Source organism: Gammaproteobacteria bacterium (assembly GCA_016712635.1).
Classification (GTDB): domain Bacteria; phylum Pseudomonadota; class Gammaproteobacteria; order SZUA-140; family SZUA-140; genus JADJWH01.
In genome coordinates this window covers 427370-448016 of the sequence record JADJQS010000006.1, presented here as the reverse complement: position 1 = coordinate 448016, position 20647 = coordinate 427370, and the positions used below count along the sequence as shown (strand labels likewise).

General features: G+C 64.4%; 22 protein-coding genes and 1 tRNA gene. 1 reads left to right on the top strand and 22 read right to left on the bottom strand.

Annotated features, from left to right (window positions below):
* Nucleotides 1-22 precede the first annotated feature (22 nt).
* From rplI to rnr, 7 genes are all read right to left on the bottom strand, one after another.
* On the bottom strand, nucleotides 23-472 hold the full coding sequence (rplI, locus tag IPK65_09010) for a 50S ribosomal protein L9 (GenBank protein MBK8163266.1): 450 nt from the start codon (nucleotides 470-472) through the stop codon (nucleotides 23-25).
* 166 nt (nucleotides 473-638) lie between these two features.
* Nucleotides 639-1667, bottom strand: a complete 1029-nt coding sequence (locus IPK65_09005; GenBank protein ID MBK8163265.1) for a hypothetical protein — start codon at nucleotides 1665-1667, stop codon at nucleotides 639-641.
* A gap of 42 nt (nucleotides 1668-1709) precedes the next feature.
* Nucleotides 1710-2009 carry a 30S ribosomal protein S18 gene (locus IPK65_09000; protein ID MBK8163264.1) on the bottom strand — a complete coding sequence of 100 codons (300 nt, stop codon included), beginning with the start codon at nucleotides 2007-2009 and terminating at the stop codon, nucleotides 1710-1712.
* Between the two features lie 62 nt (nucleotides 2010-2071).
* Complete coding sequence (gene priB, locus IPK65_08995; protein ID MBK8163263.1) at nucleotides 2072-2422, bottom strand: primosomal replication protein N; 351 nt, start codon at nucleotides 2420-2422, stop codon at nucleotides 2072-2074.
* Nucleotides 2403-2774: a 30S ribosomal protein S6 gene (gene rpsF / locus IPK65_08990; GenBank protein ID MBK8163262.1), complete on the bottom strand. Its 372-nt coding sequence runs from the start codon at nucleotides 2772-2774 to the stop codon at nucleotides 2403-2405. Before rpsF ends, priB begins: the two co-directional genes overlap by 20 nt.
* 131 nt (nucleotides 2775-2905) lie before the next feature.
* Nucleotides 2906-3676 carry a 23S rRNA (guanosine(2251)-2'-O)-methyltransferase RlmB gene (rlmB, locus tag IPK65_08985; protein ID MBK8163261.1) on the bottom strand — a complete coding sequence of 257 codons (771 nt, stop codon included), beginning with the start codon at nucleotides 3674-3676 and terminating at the stop codon, nucleotides 2906-2908.
* 5 nt (nucleotides 3677-3681) lie between these two features.
* Nucleotides 3682-5940, bottom strand: coding sequence for a ribonuclease R (gene rnr / locus IPK65_08980; protein MBK8163260.1), 2259 nt, complete (start codon nucleotides 5938-5940; stop codon nucleotides 3682-3684).
* A 127-nt stretch (nucleotides 5941-6067) separates the two neighbouring features.
* Between rnr and IPK65_08975 the strand changes: the two genes are divergently transcribed.
* Nucleotides 6068-6154: transfer RNA gene (locus IPK65_08975), tRNA-Leu, on the top strand.
* A gap of 326 nt (nucleotides 6155-6480) precedes the next feature.
* On the opposite strand, the gene IPK65_08970 is transcribed toward IPK65_08975, so the two are convergent.
* From IPK65_08970 to hfq, 15 genes are all read right to left on the bottom strand, one after another.
* The gene (locus IPK65_08970) at nucleotides 6481-6864 is read right to left on the bottom strand and encodes a hypothetical protein (GenBank protein MBK8163259.1); all 384 of its coding nucleotides are present in this window, start codon (nucleotides 6862-6864) and stop codon (nucleotides 6481-6483) included.
* A gap of 147 nt (nucleotides 6865-7011) precedes the next feature.
* Nucleotides 7012-7428, bottom strand: coding sequence for a biopolymer transporter ExbD (locus IPK65_08965; protein ID MBK8163258.1), 417 nt, complete (start codon nucleotides 7426-7428; stop codon nucleotides 7012-7014).
* A 1-nt stretch (nucleotide 7429) separates the two neighbouring features.
* The gene (locus IPK65_08960; GenBank protein ID MBK8163257.1) at nucleotides 7430-8167 is read right to left on the bottom strand and encodes a MotA/TolQ/ExbB proton channel family protein; all 738 of its coding nucleotides are present in this window, start codon (nucleotides 8165-8167) and stop codon (nucleotides 7430-7432) included.
* A gap of 61 nt (nucleotides 8168-8228) precedes the next feature.
* The gene (locus IPK65_08955; protein ID MBK8163256.1) at nucleotides 8229-8948 is read right to left on the bottom strand and encodes an energy transducer TonB; all 720 of its coding nucleotides are present in this window, start codon (nucleotides 8946-8948) and stop codon (nucleotides 8229-8231) included.
* Between the two features lie 5 nt (nucleotides 8949-8953).
* A complete protein-coding gene (locus tag IPK65_08950; GenBank protein ID MBK8163255.1) occupies nucleotides 8954-10189 on the bottom strand; it encodes an alpha-hydroxy-acid oxidizing protein in 1236 nt (411 codons plus the stop codon).
* Between the two features lies 1 nt (nucleotide 10190).
* Complete coding sequence (locus tag IPK65_08945) at nucleotides 10191-10871, bottom strand: Fe2+-dependent dioxygenase (protein ID MBK8163254.1); 681 nt, start codon at nucleotides 10869-10871, stop codon at nucleotides 10191-10193.
* 43 nt (nucleotides 10872-10914) lie between these two features.
* Nucleotides 10915-13080 carry a TonB-dependent siderophore receptor gene (locus tag IPK65_08940; protein ID MBK8163253.1) on the bottom strand — a complete coding sequence of 722 codons (2166 nt, stop codon included), beginning with the start codon at nucleotides 13078-13080 and terminating at the stop codon, nucleotides 10915-10917.
* Between the two features lie 272 nt (nucleotides 13081-13352).
* Nucleotides 13353-13532, bottom strand: a complete 180-nt coding sequence (locus IPK65_08935) for a hemin uptake protein HemP (protein MBK8163252.1) — start codon at nucleotides 13530-13532, stop codon at nucleotides 13353-13355.
* Nucleotides 13533-13861: 329 nt separating this feature from the next.
* Nucleotides 13862-15172, bottom strand: a complete 1311-nt coding sequence (locus IPK65_08930) for an adenylosuccinate synthase (GenBank protein MBK8163251.1) — start codon at nucleotides 15170-15172, stop codon at nucleotides 13862-13864.
* A gap of 51 nt (nucleotides 15173-15223) precedes the next feature.
* Nucleotides 15224-16441 (bottom strand): ATP phosphoribosyltransferase regulatory subunit, encoded by a 1218-nt coding sequence (locus IPK65_08925; protein ID MBK8163250.1) that lies wholly within the window; start codon nucleotides 16439-16441, stop codon nucleotides 15224-15226.
* 85 nt (nucleotides 16442-16526) lie between these two features.
* Complete coding sequence (locus IPK65_08920; GenBank protein MBK8163249.1) at nucleotides 16527-16712, bottom strand: DUF2065 domain-containing protein; 186 nt, start codon at nucleotides 16710-16712, stop codon at nucleotides 16527-16529.
* Between the two features lie 66 nt (nucleotides 16713-16778).
* Entirely contained in the window at nucleotides 16779-17648 is an 870-nt protein-coding gene (gene hflC, locus IPK65_08915) for a protease modulator HflC (protein ID MBK8163248.1), read from the bottom strand.
* A complete protein-coding gene (gene hflK, locus IPK65_08910; protein MBK8163247.1) occupies nucleotides 17648-18859 on the bottom strand; it encodes an FtsH protease activity modulator HflK in 1212 nt (403 codons plus the stop codon). The genes hflC and hflK overlap by 1 nt, the downstream gene beginning before the upstream one ends.
* Nucleotides 18860-18879: 20 nt before the next feature.
* Nucleotides 18880-20295 (bottom strand): GTPase HflX, encoded by a 1416-nt coding sequence (gene hflX, locus IPK65_08905; protein MBK8163246.1) that lies wholly within the window; start codon nucleotides 20293-20295, stop codon nucleotides 18880-18882.
* Between the two features lie 26 nt (nucleotides 20296-20321).
* Complete coding sequence (hfq, locus tag IPK65_08900) at nucleotides 20322-20570, bottom strand: RNA chaperone Hfq (GenBank protein MBK8163245.1); 249 nt, start codon at nucleotides 20568-20570, stop codon at nucleotides 20322-20324.
* Between the last annotated feature and the right edge of the window lie 77 nt (nucleotides 20571-20647).

The window sequence follows — 20647 nt, the reverse complement described above, 5'->3', positions numbered from 1 at the left end:
ATTGCCGGCATCACGGCCGGGCTTATTCTTCGCCTGCCACCTCGACCTTGACGTCGACGTTGACCTCGGGATGGAGATGCAGACTGATGTCGTACACACCGGTCTGGCGGATCGGCCCGCTCGGCATGCGCACTTCGAGTTTCTTCACCGGAGTGTCGAGCGCCGTGAAGGCGTCGGCAATGTCGGCGGTACCGACCGAGCCGAACAGCTTGCCTTCGTCACCGACCTTGCGCTTGATCACCGCCGTCATTCCGGCCAGACGGTCGCGGCGCGCCTGGGCTTCGGCCAGCGCATCCGCCGCCGCGCGCTCGTACTCGGCCCGCTTGGTCTCGAAAGCCGTGCGGTTTTCCTCCGTCGCCGGCGCGGCCTTGCCGGTCGGGATCAGGAAGTTGCGCCCATAGCCCGGCTTGACGTTGACCACGTCACCCAGGTTGCCCAGGTTCTCCACCTTGTTCAGCAAAATCACTTGCATTGTCGTCTACCTCGTTGCTCGCTTAACTATAATCCGACTTGAACGGTAATGCGTAATGGGTGATGAGTAATGTGTACTTACAATCAGTTAGCTCGTCACCGGACATTTGCTCATCACCCAATACCCTTCGCCCTTCACCTCAATATCCATCACCCGTTTAACAAAACTAGGTTGCACTGTCCGGTCCGGGCGGGGGTGGCCCATCCTGGCGTTGAGGCGGAACCCCTGCCTTTCTGAAGCGGGCGCGGAAATCCATCAGGCTGTCGACGAAACCGGCGGCCGACAGCACCAGCACCACCTGCGGCAGGGCGAACAGCATCAGAAGGTACATGCCGACCAGCCACCCGGAATGCCTGCCGGTCGCTGCCACCACGGCATGCACCAGTGACAGGCCCTGCAGCGAATACACCGCGCCGACCAGAAAGAGCAGGTCGAGCGAGGCCCCGGCGACGCTGCCGCCGGTGAAATTGGACAGCGCCAGCAGCACCAGCGCCGTGCCCGCCATCCAGCGGCCGAGGTGGATGGCGTAGAATTCGGCGCGGAATCCGCCCGGATTGTACACGGCGGCCTGGAGCCAGCGCCCGATGAACAGGTTCGTCATCGCCGTGTACAGCACCGTCGCCCCGAGGATCCCCGTCATCACCCTGGCCAGGGTCTCGACCAGCTTGTCCATGTCTTCCACGGGCAGTCCGGTCTGCGCCTGTTGCAGCAGGGGTACGAGCATCTCTTGCATCAGCTCGCGCCACCAGGTCTGTACATCCCCCACCGCGGCATGGAAGCCGATCACGACCAGCGCAGACACCGCGGCAGCAGCCGCGAGCGCCATTCCCATGGAGCGGCTGTTGCGCAATATCTGCGCGGTCACCAGCACCGGCAACCAGACCAGCAGTACCATGACGAGCAGGAAGATCTCGATCCGTGCCGAATCGAAGGCCGCCAGGTATGCCACTGCGCCTACGGCAAAGGCCGCCGCCAGAGCCAGCACGGCCCCTTCGCGCGGCCCATTGCGCAGGGCGACCAGCGCCAGCGCCCCGCCGCTCACGTGGTTGAAGATCGGCAGCAGCGCGGTGAGGGCGGCGCCGCCGATCACCAGCAGCAGAGCCTGGATCCTTCCGCGCAGGATAAATTCCGCGATTGCCCGCATGAGGCTGCCTTTGATCCTGTGGACGCTGCCGGCGCGGCTCCAGCGCCGCACCGACTCCCTCCGCCCGGGTCCCGGACGGACGGTCAAGCGCCGTTACGAGTGCGTGTCGCTGTAGGGCAGCAGGGCCAGGAAGCGTGCGCGCTTGATCGCAGTGGACAACTGGCGCTGGTACTTGGCGCTGGTGCCGGTGATGCGGCTGGGCACGATTTTACCGGTGTCCAGCACGTAGTTCTTCAGCAGCTGCACATCCTTGTAATCGATTTCCTTGATGCCTTCCACGGTAAAACGGCAGAACTTCTTGCGGCGGAACTGGCTGCCGCCGCCGCGGCCGCCGCGACTGTCGCGGTCACCGCGCTCGCCACGATCACGGTCTCTCGGATTCGAATCTCTCATGTTCCTGTCCTCATCATGCAAAGTTGGTTGAAACCCACATCCTGTCCATCGTCATCTCCCCGCTACAGACACCGGAGCACGTCAGCCTGCAGGGCAAGCTCCTGGTCCCCCGCCTGGTAGCTGCCGCGGGCGAGGAAACCCTCGACCCGCACCCGGTCGCCCGGGTGCAAACCCGCGGCGGCGCGGCTCAGTTCCATGCCGGAGGCCACCACCACCAGCCGCAGGCGCGCCTCGCGCTGAATGCCTCCGGCGGTCTGGCGCGAGCGGTGCTCGAGGGTGAAGCGGGTAAGCGGGATCCGGGCGGGAGTGAATCGCGTCTCAGGCGCCCGGAAAACTTCGCCCTCCAGCACCACCCGGTTCTCCGCGGCCGTCAGCGCCGCGGACGGGCGGTCCTCAGGCGGCCGGTCTCGCACTGCGTGCGTGGGACTCCGCGCCATCTTCCTTGCCGGCGAGCTTGATCAGCGGCGATGCATCGGTGACCGCCTCGTCACGCTGGATCACCAGATTGCGGATGACCGCGTCGTTGAAACGGAACGCGCTGGTGAGCTCGTCGAGCGTAGGCTTGCCCACCTCGACGTTCATCAGAACGTAGTGGGCCTTGTGGATCTTGTCGATCGGGTAGGCGAGCTGGCGCCGGCCCCAGTCTTCCAGGCGGTGGATCTTGCCGCCGCTGGATTCTATGGTCGAGCGGTAACGCTCGATCATGGCGGGCACCTGTTCACTCTGGTCAGGGTGGACCAGAAAGACGATTTCGTAATGTCTCATAGCGCTCCTTACGGGTTGGCAGCCTTCCGCACGCGGCGGTAAGGCAAGGAGTGGATCGAATTGTTTGTGTAACCGGGGCTACAGGCGGGGTATTGTAGTGGAATCGTGTCCGGCGCGCAATTACGGACAAATCATTTGCTTACCTCGGCGGACAGGCGCTGGCGGCGGGCCTCGAACAGGCAGATGCCGGCGGCCACCGAGACGTTGAGGCTCTCAACCGCGCCGGCCATGGGGATGGAGACCAGCCAGTCGCAGGCCTCGCGCGTCAGGCGGCGCAGCCCCTTCTCCTCCGCCCCCAGGATCAGGGCCAGCGGGCGGTTGAGGTCGGACCGGTGCAGCGGAGTCTCGCCGGCCATGTCCGTACCCACCAGCCAGATGCCGGCATCGCGCAGGCCGCGCAGGGTTCGCGCGAGGTTCGTGACCTGGACGAGGGGGATATGCCCGACCGCGCCGCTCGCCACCTTGCACACCACCGGGGTAATGCCGACGGCGCGGTCCCTGGGGATGATCACCGCATGCGCGCCGGCGGCGTCAGCGGTGCGCAGGCAGGCGCCGAGGTTGTGCGGGTCCTGCACGCCGTCGAGCACCAGCAGCAAGGGATTGGGACCGGCCTGCGCCAGCAGCGCGTCAAGGTCATGCTCGGAAAAGACGATGCCGGCCGGGTCGAACAGGGCGAGCACATCCTGATGGCGTTCGCCCGCGGCACGGCGGTTGAGCTCATCGGGGGTGACCGTCTTGAGCGGGATGCGGTGCTGCAGGGCCAGCGTCCGGATCTCGTCCAGTCGCGGATTGCGCGCCTCCTGCGAGAGCCACAGGGCATGGATCACCCCCGGACGCTGTTTCAGCACCCCGAGCACGGCATGGATGCCGTAGAGCGCCCCTTCCCCGGCCTTGCCGTTCACACCACTCAGCGCGATTTGCGCCGCGCCGGCTTGCTGCCGGTACGGCTGCTGCCCTTCTTGCCCGCGCGCGGCGCGGATTTCCGCGCGGGGCGCTGTTCGGCGAGCACGAAGTCGATGGAACGCTCGTCGAGATCGACCCGCACCACCTTCACCTCGATCTTGTCGGCCAGGCGGTAGGTGACACCGCTGCGCTCGCCGTAGAGCAGGTGCTTGACCGGATCGAACTGGTAGTAGTCGTCGCCCAGCGTGGTGACGTGCACCAGACCCTGCACGTAGATGTCGTCCAGCTCGACGAACAGGCCGAAGCTCGTCACGCCGGTGATGATGCCGTTGAATACCTTGCCGATCTCGCTCATGACGAACTCGCACTTGAGCCAGTCAACGGCGTCGCGCGTGGCCTCGTCGGCGCGACGCTCGGTCATGGAACAGTGATCGCCCAGCGTCTGCATATCTGAGGTGCTGTAGCTGAAGTCACCCGCCGGCTGTCCGCTCAGGGCGTGGCGGATGGCGCGATGCACCAGCAGATCCGGGTAGCGCCGGATCGGCGAGGTGAAATGGGTGTAGGCATCGAGCGCCAGGCCGAAGTGCCCGATGTTTTCCGCCGTGTACATCGCCTGCGGCAGGCTGCGCAGCAGCACCGTATCGATCAGGCGGCGGTCGGGGCGGCCGGCCACTTCGACCATCAGGCGCGCGTAATCGCGCGCCCGCGGCTGCTCGCCGCCGGCGAGCTTGATGCCGAGTTCGCGCAGGAAGCCGCGCAAATCCTCGAGTTTCTGCTGGTCGGGCTGCGGATGGGTGCGGAAAATAATCGCAATGTTCTGTTCGAGCAGATAGGACGCCGCCGCGACATTCGCCGCGATCATGCATTCCTCGATCATGCGGTGGGCATCGTTGCGCACCAGCGGCACGATCTTGCTGATCTTGCGCCGCTCACCGAAGATGATGCGCGTCTCCTTGGAATCGAAGTCGATGGCGCCGCGTTTTTCACGCTCCTTGAGCAGCGCCTGGTACAGCTGGTGCAGGTTCTGCAGGTGCGGCAGCAGCTCCTTGTGGGTGTCGATGAGCTGCGGGTTGCCGTCGATCAGCATGGCCGCCACTTCATTGTAGGTCAGGCGCGCGTGCGAGCACATCACCGCCTCGAAGAAGCGGTAACCGGTGACGCGGCCGGCCTGGGTGACGGTCAGTTCGCAGGCCATGCACAGGCGGTCCACCTTCGGACGCAGCGAACACAGATGGTTGGACAGCGCCTCCGGCAGCATCGGGAGCACGCGTTCCGGAAAATACACCGAGTTGCCGCGATTGAGCGCCTCCCTGTCGAGCGCGCTGTCGGGACGCACATAGTGCGAGACGTCGGCGATCGCCACGATCAGGCGCCAGCCGCGGCCGCTGCGCTCGCAATAGACCGCATCGTCGAAGTCGCGCGCGTCCTCCCCGTCGATGGTGACAAGGGGATACAGGCGCAGGTCCTCACGCCCGTATACGGAACTCGACGGTACCGATTCGGGGAAGACGGCCGCCTCTTTCTCGACTTCGTCCGGCCAGCGGTCGGGCAGCTCATGGGTACGGATGGCGATTTCGATCTCCATGCCGGGCGCCATGCGGTCGCCCAGCACCTCGACGACGCGGCCGACCGGCTGGGAATGCTGGCTCGGCTGCTCGGTGAGGGCGGCCACCACGATCTGGCCCTCGTTCGCCCCGCCGCGCTGGTCCGGCGGGATGACGATCTCCTGGCTGATGCGCTTGTTGCTGGAGACCACGAAGCCGAGACCGCCCTCGCTGTAATAACGCCCGACGACCTCCTGGGTATTGCGTTCCAGCACCTCGACCAGGGCGCCCTCGCGGCGCCCGCGGCGATCGACGCCGATAACCTTGGCGATGACGCGGTCACCGTGCATCACCGAGCGCAGCTGCTTGGCGGACAGGAACAGGTCGTCGCTGCCGTCGTCCGGCACCAGGAAACCAAATCCGTCCTGATGGCCGATGACGCGGCCGCGCACCACGTTCATCTTGCTGGCGACGCCGTAGCGCCCGCGGCGGTTGCGCACCAGCTGGCCGTCGCGCTCCATGGCGTTCAGGCGCTTGCGCAGGGCCTCGATGCCGGTCTCGTCGGTGAGGCCGAGCTCGCGCGCGAGCTGTTCCAGGCTGAGCAGCGTCTCGCGCCCCTGCAGGTGCTCAAGGATGAATTCCCGGCTCTTGATCGGGAGTTCGTATTTACGGGCCTCGCGGGCCGCGTGGGGATCGATTTTGGAGGACTGTTTTGTCATGGTTGTGCTTATTATAATAACGACTTATCACCGCTTGGCGACATGCCGCGGTTTGACATTATGACATTGTCTGGGTAAAGTTGCGCAGTTTCGCGGCCGCAGCGTCAAGGTTCCGGCCGCGGAATAAGCCGAGGTGGCGAAATTGGTAGACGCACTAGCTTCAGGTGCTAGCGGGGGCAACCCCGTGGAGGTTCAAGTCCTCTCCTCGGCACCAATTCAATAAAGTCCCCTGCAGTCAGGCTGCTCACGCGTCCGCCTTTACGGCGGACACGGGCCAGGCATATCTCCGGCTGCACGGATTCCTCCCTCGATCGCGCCGGATTCAGCGCGGTCCGTGTCTTCACGCCATCGCGGAAAATAAATCCTCCGTTCCATCGCCGTGACGGGTCCAGCCCTGCAGCGGGAGGCACAGACTTCAGGTGCCGGCGCACGAACGCGGTTCAGGTCGACAATATGCCGGTTGAAGCCTCCAATAAAAAAAGGGCCCGAAATACGGGCCCTTTTCCAAAGGTTGATGCTGGTTAAAGCGGCAGCAGTGACTCAGGTGAACGCTTTACGCACTGCCGCGCGGAAAGCCTGAAAAAAGCTGAGATGCTTGTGCTTCTGGTGTCGAAGCGTCGTATGGCCCTTGCCGTTGTTATCGTCATGAGGTTTCTTGGGAGAGCCCGTGCCGGCAAGAGATGGTGCTGCATACATCGACAAAATTACCGGAGCCACATACGCGGACTTCCTGAGGAAGTCGCGGCGTGACTCATTGACATTGTTGCTCACAAATTTCCAGCCTCCGTCCGTCACCACAGCGTGATGACGAACATTTGTTACTGACCCAACCGTCATGATGCCGGCCCCATGTTGACCGAACCCGGCGCTGTCGGTTGACCCTTGCCTGATGATCGCGGCAGCCTGAATGAACCGCAGGGCCATCAAACGCCGTCATTATAGGCACGAATTGCGAAAAAACATCGGACAGGCCAATAAAATGTATTCATATATTTGAATATGATGAAGAAATATTAACGTATCGGCGGGTGCGACTGGAGACGGCACGCGGCCTGTCTCCCGTCGGTACGCCTAACTCCCGCCCGGCACTGTCACGAATCCCAGCTTCAGGATTCCGGCGCGCTGCGCGGCGGCCATCACCTGGATGACATGCTCATAGTCGGTCGTGCGATCGCCGCGGATCGCAATCTCCGGCTGCGGCTGCCGGGCGGCGGCCTGGTCGAGCAGCGACTGGAGCTCACCCTCACCCACGGCCGCGTCATTCCAGTGCACCACGCCGTCGGCCGAAACGGAAAGCGTGACGCGTTCCGGCTTCACCTCGTCGGGATTGGCCTGCGCGCGCGGCAGATCCAGCTTCACGGCATTCGTCAGCACGGGTATCGCGATGATGAAGATGATCAGCAGCACCAGCATGACGTCCACCAGCGGCGTCATGTTGATCTCGTTCATTACGTCTTCGCCGTCGTCGAAATCACTCCCGAATGCCATGTCAGCGCGCCCCCGCGACGGCGCTCACCGCCGGCTTCGCCGCGCCCGCGGTCCCGTTGCGGGAGATCGGCGTGCCGGTGATGAAATAGGCATGCAGCTGATGGGCGAAGCGGTTGAGACGGCTCTGCATCGTCTTGTTGCCGCGGATCAGCGCGTTGTACGCCAGCACGGCGGGGATGGCGACGGCCAGTCCGAGCGCGGTCATGATCAGCGCCTCGCCCACGGGCCCGGCCACCTTTTCGATGCCGACCTGGCCCGAGCTGCCGATGCTGACCAGCGCATGGTAGATCCCCCACACGGTCCCGAACAGGCCGACGAAGGGCGCGGTGGAGCCGACCGAGGCGAGGATGAACAGGCCGTGCTGCATGCGCTCGATCGATTCGTCGATGCTGCCGCGCAGGCTGGAGGTCAGCCATTCGGCCAGGCTCATCTGGCCGTGCAGGTCCGTCCGGTTCATCGCGTGATGATCCACCGCCGCCTTGCCCTCATCAGCCAGGCGGTGAAACGGATTCTCCCTGCCGTATGCGTCGAGGATGTGCATCCCCTCGCCGAAGCTTTGCGCGTGCCAGAAATCCGCGGCGGCACGCGAGGCGCGGCGCAGCTTCATCAGGCGCCAGGCACGGGTCACGATCACATACCAGCTCGCGACGGACATTGTCAGGAGCAGGACCACGATGCCCTTGATGACAAAATCGCCCTGTGACCAGAGGGCGGCCATATCGTATGAGTTACTCGTCATGTTTCAGCGTCCTCGTTAAATAGCTATCCAGTCAAAAATCCACCGTCCGCGCCCCGCTCTCCTAGCGCAGTAAAAAATTGATAGGCTGCACGTACCAATAGGGAATCGGCTGGCCACCACGCATGGCCGGAACATAACGCCACAGCTTCACCGTCTCCAGCGCGGAGCGATCCAGCCGCTGGAATCCGCTGGACGCCCTCAGACGGATCTCGCCCACGCTGCCGTCCGGGAGGATATAGACGTCCAGCAGTACCCGGCCCTGCTCCCGCAGCTGGCGCGACCGCGCGGGATAGGTGGGCGCAGGATTGTCGAGCTGACTGGCATCGATGCGCGGCGGGATCACCCGGGGCGCCTCCGGTTCGGGCTCGCCCTCCTCGGGCGGAGCCGGGGCGGGCGCGGCCTGGGTGATCACCTCCTCGCTCGCGAGCTCATCGGGAGGAACGATCGGGATATCGACGAGGGGTTCTTCCGGCGGCACCGGCTCCGGTTCTCTGGGCACCGGGCGCTTCATCGGCAGTGGTTTGGGTGGCTCGACCACCGGCTCGGGGGCGGGCGGGGCCAGCAGGACGCCCGTCACGACCGGGGCCGAGGATGTCGACATCGACGCCTCGTGCATCATCACGGAATTGGCCCAGAACAGCAGCGCGAGATGCGCGGCGATGACGCCCGCCAACGGACCCAGGCGATCCGCCGTCAGCACGCCTCTCCCTTTCCCCACCATCCCGGCATCGACAGGGAGCGCGGACAACAGGCTGATATTGCTCGACACAAGACTCCGCATGAAGATCATCCGGAAACAGAAACCGAAGAATCCCGCCGGGCGGCACTGTCGTCGAAAAGCACCCGGCGACTGATATCCCTGATCGTCGCGCACCCCGTCAGGGCCATGGCGGCTTCCAGCTCGTCGCGGAGGATACGGATGACATGCGCGACCCCCAGGGGTCCGGCGGCGGCCAGTGCGTAGACATACGACCGCCCGATCATCACCGCGCTCGCGCCCAGGGCCAGGGCCTTGAGCACATCGGTGCCGCGGCATATGCCGCCGTCCAGCAGCAGGGTCAGGCGGCCAGCCGCCGCCTCGGCGATCGCGGGCAAGGCATCGATGGCGGTGGGCAATGAGTCCAGCGTCCGTCCACCATGGTTGGAAACCACCACGCCGTCGGCCCCGATGTCCGCCGCACGCAGCGCGTCTTCCGGCGCCAGGATCCCCTTGATGACGATGGGCAGCCTGGTGATGCCGCGCAGCCATTCCAGGTCTGCCCAGGCAGGTGCGTGCGCCATCAGTCCGTCGAAGACCTGGCTCTGATCCGGTGCGAGCTGTCGCTCCGGCACAGTCGCCATGCCCTGCAGGTTCAGCGCGACGACATCCGGCGGCAGGCGGAAACCGGCCCGTTGCTCGCGGTTGCGGATGCCGTTGATCGGCGCATCCACGGTCACTACCAGCACGCGGCAGCCGCAGGCTTCGGCGCGTTCCACCAGGGCGCGGGTGAAGGCGCGGTCGGGTTGCATGTACAGCTGGAACCAAAGCATCGCGGGCGCGGCACCGGCGATATCCTCCAGCCGGACACTGGACAGGGTGCTTACCACCATGGCCGTATCCATGGCCGCCGCTGCCTGCACCACCGCGCGCTCGCCCTCATGGTGAGCGAGGCGCTGATAGGCCACCGGCGCCAGCAGCATGGGATGAGGGTATTCGACACCGAACAGCGAGGTCCGCGTATGTCCGCCCGCCACCGGGACAAGCACGCGCGGCTTGAGGCGCAGGCGGTCAAAGGATTCCCGGTTCCAGCGCAGGGTCGGTTCATCCGCCGCACCGCCCGAGATATAGGCCCAGGCGTTGTCATCCAGTCGCTCGCGCGCGAACGGGACGTAGTCGGCGACGGCGGCGATCTCGCGCGGGATCGCCTCCAGGTGCGCGCGCCGCACGCTTCCGGTCTCGCCCGCCGCCGTTGCGCGGGGTTGCGGATGCGGCGCCGGCACCCCGCCAGCGGGCGGCGCGTGCGCCCTCAATTCCGGTTTCATCTCAGCCCTCCGCCCAATGCCGCAGCAGATTATGGTAGACGCCCGTCAGGCGCACCACCGGGGCCGTTTCTCCGTGCGCCTGTCGCAGTTGCAACAGGGCCATGTCCATGTCGTACAGCAGGCGGCGCCGGCCCGCGTCGCGCACCATGCTCTGGATGAACATGAAACAGGCGATGCGCCGGCCGCGCGTGACCGGCGTCACCTGATGCACGGAACTGGAGGGATAGACCACCATGCTGCCCGCCCTGAACTTGACCTCCCGGTTGCCGAAGGTATCCTCGATGGCAAGCACTCCGCCTTCGTACTCTTCCGGCTCCGACAGAAACAGCGTGGCGGACACGTCGGCGCGCAGGTAACCGCCTTCAGGCAGGATTCGCATGGCGCCGTCGACGTGGTTCCCGTAGTAGTTCTGGTCGCCCTCGTAGCGGTTGAAAAAGGGTGGCAGGATCCGGGCCGGCAGCGCTGCAGTGAAAAACAGCGGGTTGCGCTGCAAGGCGCCGAGCACGATCCGGCGCAGCGCCGGCAGATGCTCGGCATCCTCCGGCAACTGCCGGTTGTTCTTGGACAGGGCCGCCTGGGTCCCGGCGGTGATCTCGCCGCCGGCCCAGACGGACCGTTCCAGTCTGTCTTTCACGGTCGCCAGCTCAGCCGGGGTCAGCACGTCGTCGATGGTGATCAGCATCGACGCCTCCCCCGGCGGTGATCGACTCGCGTCCCGTTCATGCTCAGAACTTGTATTCCCCGGAGAGGATGAATCTGCGGCCTGTCCCCGGGATCGTAAACGTGCCGTTGTCATACACCGAGTCGTACCAGACGTCGTCGAGCAGGTTCTGAATGTTCAGCATCACCTCCCACGTCGGCCGTTCATAGGAGACGAGGGCATCCCAGCGCACATAGGACGGGGCCGTGTTGGGACGGAACGCCGTCCCGCCGGGCAGGGTCGGGATCGCGCCCGCGCCGCTCGGGTTGTAGCCGTAACGATCGCCCTTCGCCTCGGCCCCGCCGCCGACCTTCCAGCCGCCGGCAAGCCTGTAGGTCGACCACACGTTGGCGGTATAGGGAGGCGTATTGCGGGCGCGCTTGCCCTTGTACTCGGGGTTCGCGCTGGTGATCACACCGGTATTCGCGTTGACATTCTCGGCGACCTCCAGGATTTCCGCGTCCATGAACGCCACGCCGGCGAAGATATCCCACTGCGCGGTGATGCGCCCGGCGGCTTCCAGCTCGAGCCCGTCGGTGCGGCGTTCCCTGGTCAGGATGGCCGCCGTGGCCTCGAGATCGTTGTTGCGCTCCCATTCCTTCTCGGCGCGGTAGACCGCGGCGCGCAGCGCCAGGTCGCCGCCCTGGAGCAGCCACTTCCCGCCCAGCTCCAGTACCTGGCTGCGTTCTGGCGGCAGGGGCTCGACGGTGAGCTGGTAGAGGTCCGCGGTCGGGCTGAAGGAATCGCTGCGGCTCAGGTAGTAGTGCGTCTCGTCCGTCGGATGGAAGGAGAGCGCGGCGCGTGTGCTCCATTCGCCGTACTTCAGGCGCGGCGAGGTGTCGCTGGAGAACTCGGCGTCCATGTAGTCGCGACGCGCGCCCAGGGTGGCCTTCCAGCGCGGGATGAATTCCACCGTATCCTGTCCGAAGATGGCGTAAGAATCGGAATCGAACTCGACCGGATTGCCCGTCGTCGTGCCGACGTATGGGCGGAAGAACGGCGGATCGCCGACAGTGGTCCCGCCCAGGTTCTCCAGCGCGGAGCGGAAGCTGTCCTCGTTGAGGTATTCGACGCCCACCACGTACTGGTGCGGCATGCCCCAGGCCTCGAAGGCGCTGTTGAAGTCCGACTGCAGGGCCAGGGTCTCGTAGTCCATCATGCGGGTCGGCCCGGCATTGGGATTGCCGCCACCGCCGAGAACGATGCCCTCTGCGTTCGGTGCCTGCGTTGCGCTGGGCGTACGCGCCCAGTAGCTGCGCTCGTAATCGCCCTTGCGCAGCTGGGTGCGCCACGCAGTGTCGGAGGAGAACCGGTGCGTGTAGGTCGCGGTCGAGACGTTCGTTTCGCTTTCGTCGAAGTTCAGGTCTGTGCCCCAGTAGGTGTCGGGTTCAAAGTTTTCGGTCGGCCCACGCGTGGTCGCATCGAAGGGAAATCCGTAGTCCGGGATGTCGTCGGTTTCCGTGCGTACATGGCTGATGATGAACTCGTTGGCGGTGCCGAGCCCATAACCGAAGCTGCCGGCAACGCCGTCGCGGTGGATCTCGGGCTCGTCCCCGTTGGCCGGATTGGAACGCCAGCTGCCCTCGTCGCGCGTCATCAGGTTCACCCTCAGCGCCATGGTGTCGCCGAGTCGCTTGTTGAAGTCGCCGGTCAACTGCCGATAATCATCGGTGCCCACGCTGGCGCCGACGCTGTTACGGTCGGCGAGATACGGAACCTTGCTCACCTGGTTGATCACGCCGCCGGCCTGGCCGCGCCCGAACAGCATGGCGCCGGCGCCGCGCAGCACGTCGATCTGCTCGAGATTGAAGATCTCGCGGTTGTACTGGGCGGTGTCGCGCATGCCGTCCAGGTACATGTCACCGTAGGTGTAGAATCCGCGCAGCATCATATTATCCCCGGCACGGCCGCCCTCCGCCGCATTGAAGGTAAGGCCGGAGACGTTGCGCAAGGCCTCGCGCAGGGAGCCGGCCTTCTGTTCATCCATCAGCGTCCGCGTCACCGTGGTCACGGCCTGGGGAACCTCGTGCGGATTCTGCGGTGTCCTGCCGACGCGCGTTGTGGTTGCCTGATAGCCGTCCTGCGATACCTCCGCGTCGGCGCTCACGTTGACCTCCGGCAGCTGTACGCCGCCTTCGGCGCTGTTTGTGGCGTCATCGGCAGCGGCGTTGAACGACAACCCGGCCATCATCATGGCTGCCAGCGGGAGCATCCGGGCCGGTGTGGCCCTGCGAGACAGGCGGTCATCCACCGCCTCCGTCCTGGCGCCTGCCAGGGTCTGGGAGATCCGGACGGCGCGCACGAGAGGGCGCAGGGCTTTCAGGTGATCGGGTAAGGCATGCATCGGTGCAGTCTCCTTTGATGGATTTAATTATCATCATGGCTGACTGCCTGGGACGTATGCCCTGGGTGGCTGGCTGGTGATGAACATGCTTGCTGTTTATCTTGTCTTGCTCGGTCGCATCACTTGGTAAGTATCAATTTGTTCTCCTTGATCCGGCGCAGCGTGTATACATGGCCCGCGTGAAGTATGAACACCTGGCTCGATGCACCGAGGAGCTCACCGCTCTCGATCGAGCGCGGCTCGACCGGCTTCGGTCCGGCAGCCCTGGAGGATGACAAAGTCCGTTCGGTATCACGCATCGCGACCGAACCCGCTGGCGCAGCCGAATTGATGCCGCGGCCCCGATACGGCGCCTCTGCGCAATACTGATCGAAGGCCGGACCGGAATCCCGGCCGGCATGCATCAACGGTACTCAATGAAAGATCCCCTGCATAACAATAACATTAATGAGAAGGATTCGCATTATGCACGGCGGCCGTACTTAATGCAACACTCGCTGCGGCACAGATGTGGCAGACGCGCGAAAAACTGACGCAGGGGTTATGTCTGCGGACTATGATCGATTAATGCGGGGTACAACGCGCAGAGACATGGAATACCCGCGCACTATGCGTTGTTCGGCGCCGGTCAGGCGAAGGGGTGTCTCAGGACAATGGTCTCGTTGCGGTCGGGGCCGGTGGAAATTATATCGATTGGCGTCTCGACCAGATCCTCGATGCGCTTCAGGTAGTCACGCGCCTGCGCGGGCAGATCGCCGTAGCTCCGTACCCCGGTGGTAGGCTGTTTCCAGCCCGGCATATCTACATATACCGGCTCGCACTCGTCGAGGGTGGAGGCGCTGCCAGGCGACATCATGGCGGCCTTTCGCTTTTCCGCACCGGCGCCCTTGTAGCGGTATTCGTTGCAGATGCGGATGGTGTCGAGGCCGTCGAGAACGTCGAGTTTGGTGACGCACAGGCTGCTGAGGCTGTTCAACTGCACCGCGCGGCGCAGCGCGACCGCATCGAACCAGCCGCAGCGGCGCGGCCGCCCGGTGGTGGAACCGAATTCGTGGCCGCGGCTCGCAAGATGCATGCCGACGGCGTCGGAAAGCTCGGTCGGGAACGGACCCGACCCTACCCGCGTGGTGTAGGACTTTGTGATGCCGAGAACGCTGTCGAAGGCGAGCGGCCCCATGCCGCTGCCGGTGGAGGCGCCCCCGGCCACGGTATTGGAGGAGGTGACGTAGGGATAGGTGCCGTGGTCGATGTCGAGCATCGTCCCCTGCGCCCCTTCGAACAGGATGCTCGCGTCATCGCGCTTGTAACGGTACATCAGTTCGGTCACATCGGCGACCAGCGGTTCCAGCCTTTCCTGCAGGGCCAGTGTCTGGTCGAGCACCTTCTGGAAATCGACCGGGTCGGCCTTGTAGTAGTTCTGCAGGATGAAATTGTGGTAATCGAGCATCTCGCCGAGCTTGGCGGCGAACAGCTCGCGGTGGAACAGGTCGCTCAGGCGCACGCTGCGCCGCGCCACCTTGTCCTCGTAGGCCGGACCGATGCCGCGCCCGGTGGTACCGATGGCCTTCGACCCACGCGCCGCCTCGCGCGCGCGATCAAGCGCGACGTGGCACGGAAGTATGAGCGGGCACGCCCCGCTGATCTTGAGGCGACCGGCGTATTGCACGCCCTGCTGCTCGAGCATGTCGAGCTCCTCGATCAGGGCGCTCGGCGACAGCACCACCCCGTTGCCGATGATGCATTCGACCTTTTCGTGCAGGATGCCGGAGGGTATCAGATGCAGCACGGTCTTCTTGCCGTTGATCACCAGGGTATGGCCGGCGTTGTGCCCGCCCTGAAAACGGACGACCGCGTTCACTTGTTCGGTGAGCAGGTCGACGATCTTGCCCTTGCCCTCGTCGCCCCACTGACTGCCTATGATGACAACCTTCTTCCCCATTTGCCCCGCCCGTATCGTCTGGCAAATACCCCTGTTGCGCCGGTGCGTACCTTATACCGGCGGCGCGCCGGCCGCAACCACCGTCCAGCGGCCGTCGCGGCGCTCGATCACCCGGTCGCAGCCCATTTCGACCAGGTCCAGGGACTGTCCCGGCAGGGTGTAGATGACCCGCTCGCCTTCGGCGCGCAGACTGCGTATCAGCTTGCGCAATTCGTCGTCATCGCTCCACGGGGGCGACAGGATCGCCTGCTTCGGTCCGTTCACGCCGGGGGACAGCGCCAGCAGGGTCTTGAGGTCGGTGCTGAAGCCGGTGGCGGGCCGGGTGCGGCCGAATAGGCGGCCGATCTCGTCATACCGCCCGCCGCGCGCGATCTCCTGGCCAAAGCCGGAGGCGAAGGCTGCGAAGACCACTCCGGACTGGTAGCGGTAGCCACGCAGTTCGGCGAGATCATAGTGCAGATTGATGCTCGCGAACTGGCATTGCGCCGCGGCCGCCATCTGCTGCAGGTTGTCCAGCGCGAGGTGCACGTCCCGGCCCGCGGACTTGAACGTCGCGCGCGCCTCGTCGAGGACGTCGGTGTGGCCGTTCAAGTCGACCAGCGCGGTCAGCATGCGGCGGTGGCGGTCTGTGATGGTGCCATCGGCGAGGAACGCCTCGATTTCCGGCTTGGCCTTGCGCTGGAGGGCGTCGAACAGGGTCGCTTCGCGCCCCTCCTCCAGTCCGGCCTCGCGCGCCAGCGCGCGAAAGATGCCGACATGGCCGATGTCGACGTAAAACGACGTGAGTCCCGCGACCCGCAGACAGCGCACCATCAGGCGCAGCATCTCGATGTCACTCTCGATGCCGGCGTGGCCGTAGAGTTCGGCGCCGAGCTGAAGTGGATTACGCGAACTGGCGAAGCCGTTGCGGCGCGTGTGCAGGACCGAGTCCAGGTAGCACAGGCGGACCGGGGTGTTGCGCATCAGCTGGTGGGCGTCGATCCGCGCCGCCTGCGGCGTCATGTCGGCGCGCACACCGAGCAACCGCCCGGTGGCCTGGTCGATGAGCTTGAAGGTCTCGAGTTCGAGATCGTGGCCGGCGCCTACGAGCAGCGATTCCAGATATTCGATCAGCGGCGGGATGACAAGCTCGTAGCCCCAGCCGCGGAGCATGTCGAGCAGTTCGCGGCGCAACCGTTCCAGCGCCTCCGCCTCCGGCGGCAGATATTCATCCACCCCGTCGGGGAGGACCCAGCGGTTGGCGGCGGCTTCCAGGCGGGATTCTTTCATGCGCGATCTGTGAACAAGTCAGTGAACGGCGGCGGCATTCGGCCCGCCCGCCTCCGGCGGCAACTCACCTGATGAGGTATAGAACTCACCTTATGAGGTACAGTATGATCACGCCCGCGAGCATGCAGGTGAGGCCCGCAAAACGCAAGGCATGGTCATCCATTCTCGCCAGCGTCAGCAGGGCGCGCCGCGTCGCCGCCGGGTTGATGAACGGCAGAATGCCCTCTATCACCAGGATCAGGGCAACCGCACCGGCCACATCCTGCCACATCGAGTCCGCCCGTTCCCCGTTGTCCGGAAATCCCTGACTCGCCCATGCCCGCGTCAGGCGATGGCGCTACTTCCCCTTCGAGTCCTTGAAGTATTTGAAGAAGTCGCTGTCCGGCTCTATCAGCAGCACATCCCCCTTGTCCTTGAACGAATCGCGGTAGGCGTTGATGCTGCGGTAAAACGAGAAGAACTCCGGATCGCGCTTGAACGCGGTGGCGTACAGGTCGGAAGCCTTGGCATCGCCCTCGCCGCGCATCTGTTCAGACTCCCGATAGGCCTCGGCCACAATCACGGTGCGCTGGCGATCCGCATCCGCGCGGATGCGCTCGGCCGCTTCGGCGCCGCGCGAACGCAGATCCTTGGCCACGCGCGCACGCTCGGCCTCCATGCGGCGGTAGACCGAGGTACTGATGTCCTCGGGCAGGTCGATGCGCTTGATGCGGACGTCAACGACGCGGATGCCGAAGTTCTTGGCCTGGGCCTCGGTGTTCACCGCCAGCACCTCCATGACCTCCTTGCGTTCCCCGGAGACCACTTCCTGGATGGTGCGTTTGCCGAATTCGGCACGCAGTCCGTCCTTGATGATCTGCGACAGGCGCAGATTGGTGCGCTCCGCATCGCCGCCCATGGCGGTGTAATACTGCTTGATGTCGTCGATGCGCCACTTGACGAATGCGTCGACGATCAGGTTCTTCTTTTCAGCGGTGAGGTAGCGTTCAGGTTCGGCGTCGAGCGTCATGACGCGGCCGTCGAACTTCCTCACGTTGTTGATGACCGGTATCTTGAAGTGCAGGCCCGGTTTGTAATCTGTACGCACCACTTCGCCAAATTGAAACAGGATCGCCCGCTCCCATTCCTTCACGGTGAACGCGGAGGACATGAGGCCCAGCGCCACTGCCACCAGCGCGACCAGGATATACATTTTGTTCTGTGCCATCAGCGCGTCTCCCTGCTGCGCAGACTCGTGCGGGACCGATCGACCGAAGGATCTTCTCCGGACGCAGCGGCTCCGGCGCGCCCCTGTTCACCGGACGAGTCGGTGGTCAGATCGCGCCTGCCTTCCGGGGTGATCAGGCGATCCAGAGGCAGATAGAGCAGATTGTTGCCATCCTTGACATCGATGACCACCTTGCTGGTGTTGCTCATGATCGAACTGACCGCGTCGAGATAGATGCGCTCGCGCGTCACCTCGGGAGCCTGCTTGTACTCGGTGAGAATCTGTGTGAAGCGGCTCGCCTCGCCCTCCGCCTCTGCGATGACCTGCGCCTTGTAGGCATTGGCCTCTTCCAGCATGCGCGCGGCCTGACCGCGAGCCTTCGGGATGATGTCGTTGGAGTAGGTCTGTGCCTCGTTCCGCAGTCGCTCCTCATCCTCACGCGCCTTGACGGCGTCGTTGAAGGCATCCTGTACCTGCTCCGGCGGCTGCGCGTCCTGCATGTTGACGCTGGTGACCAGAAGGCCGGCCTGGTAACGGTCGAGGATTTCCTGTGTGAGCGCCTCGGTGCGCATGACTATCTCGGTGCGTCCCTCGGTCAATACGAAGTCCATCTTGCTCTTGCCGATCGTCTCGCGCAGGGCGCTTTCAGCCGACTGGTGCAGGGTCAGGTCGGGGTTGGATACGTTGAACAGATAATCCTTCGCGTCCTTGACCTTGTACTGGATGGCGAGTTTTATGTCGATTATGTTCTCATCCTGGGTCAGCATCAGGGCCTCGCGCGCCATCGTGCGTGAACCCTGGCCGCCGAGCCCCGAACGATAGCCGATCTCGGCGGTACGGATCTCCTCGACGTTCACCACGTCGACGGTTTCAACCGGAAAGGGCAGGTGCCAGTGCAGGCCCGCCTCGGTGGTCTCGTGATAGTTGCCGAAGCGCAGCACCACGCCGCGGTTTCCTTCGTGAATCGTATAGATGCCTGACAGGCCCCACAGGACCAGCACGATCAGCAAAATGGTGCTGATCCCGAACGACGACACGCGTCCCGGGCCCGTCGTGCCGCCACCCTTGCCTGCGCGTTTGCCGCCGAACAGCCCGTTGAACTTGTCCTGCAGCTTGCGGACGATCTCGTCCAGGTCGGGTGGACCCTGCTTGTCTCCCTGGGTTCCCCACGGGTCCTTGCCCTTGGATCCCCCCGGTTCATTCCATGCCATCGGTAACTTCATAGCTCCGTTCACGATTCGTCCATCTGTATTGTTTTGCACGGTGGCTGATTGTATGGTGCCGCCAGACTCCCCGCAAGCTCCTCAGCGTTCGCGCGTCTTCCCTCGATGACCACGCGGCAACCTGGCTGGCGCTGCAGGTATCCTAACATATCCGGCCTCAATATCACCTCGATGATCCATTCCCCGCCTTCGGTGACGCGTTCGTCGCGGACCACATTCCACTCGTACAGCTTGGCGCGTATGCGCCCCGCGGCCGGGGCCAGCCTGACCTGCGCGCGCAGTGATCTCGCCGCCGGCCCGGCGGCCGCATCCTGCACGGCCCCCGCTCCGGACGGCGACAGCAACCGCTCCTGGATCGCCTGCTGCAGCAACTCGATTCCGCGGCCGTCGCGCGCCGAAAGCCACACCCGTGTCGGCATGCCCTCCGCGTCGCGGTCGATCCGCGCGACCGGATCCGCCCCGAGATCTATCTTGTTATAGACCTCGATCTGCGGGATATCGCCCGCGCCGATGTCCCGCAGTACCTGGTTGACTTCGGAGATCTGCGCCGCGTGTTCCTCGTCCTGTGAATCGATCACATGGAGCAGCAGATCGGCCGCCTGGGTCTCCTCCAGCGTGGCGCGGAACGCGGCGATGAGGTCCGGGGGCAGGTCATTGATGAAGCCAACTGTATCGGCGAGCACGACATGTCCGAAGCCTGCAAGATCCAGCCGCCGCAGGGTGGGATCAAGAGTGGCGAAGAGCTGGTCCGCCGCGTAGACCCCGGCGCCGGTGAGGCGGTTGAACAGCGTGGACTTCCCGGTATTGGTGTATCCCACCAGTGATACCGCCGGCACGGTCGCCTTGCGGCGGGCGCTGCGGCTCAGCTGACGGTGGCGTCGCACCTTGTCAAGGCGCTTGTGCAGCTGCTTTATCCGCCGGCCGATCAGGCGACGGTCGAGTTCGAGCTGGGTTTCGCCCGGACCGCGCAGGCCGATGCCGCCCTTCTGCCGCTCGAGGTGAGACCACCCGCGCACCAGGCGCGTCGCGAGATGCTGGAGTTGCGCGAGCTCGACCTGCAGCTTGCCCTCGAAGGTGCGGGCGCGCTGTGCAAAGATATCCAGGATCAGGCCGGTCCGATCGACGACCCGGCAGCTCAGGTGACGCTCGAGATTGCGCTCCTGCACCGGGGTGAGCTCGTGATTGAAGAGGACCACCTCGGCCTTGTTATTCTTGACCGTCGCGAGGATTTCATCAGCCTTGCCGGACCCGACGAACAGCTTGGGATCCGGCCTGTCACGTACGCCGCGGATTTCGCCGACGGGGGTGACGCCTGCCGAGGTGGCCAGCTGTTCGAAGCTGCCTGCAGCTTCCCATGAGAGCCGGGAGCGCAAACCCAGATGTACGAGTACCGCCCGCGTCCCGCTTTGAGGTCTGTCAAACAAGCGCGCAGGAACCCCTGCCGCGACAATCAGTCATCGCCGCCGCTTTGTGAATCATCCGCAAAAGGCGTCTTGATATTGCGCGAGGGAACGATGGTGGAAATCGCGTGCTTGTAGACCATCTGGCTCACCGAATTCTTCAGCAGCACGACGAACTGGTCGAATGATTCCACCTGTCCCTGTAACTTGATGCCGTTGACCAGATAGATGGACACCGGGACATGCTCTTTGCGCAATGCATTCAGGAAAGGGTCTTGCAGACTCTGTCCTTTCGCCATTTTAATTCTCCTTATTGTTTGTATTCTTCTCAGCATCCGATGTTACGAACGATGACAGGACGCCACATAGTGATATC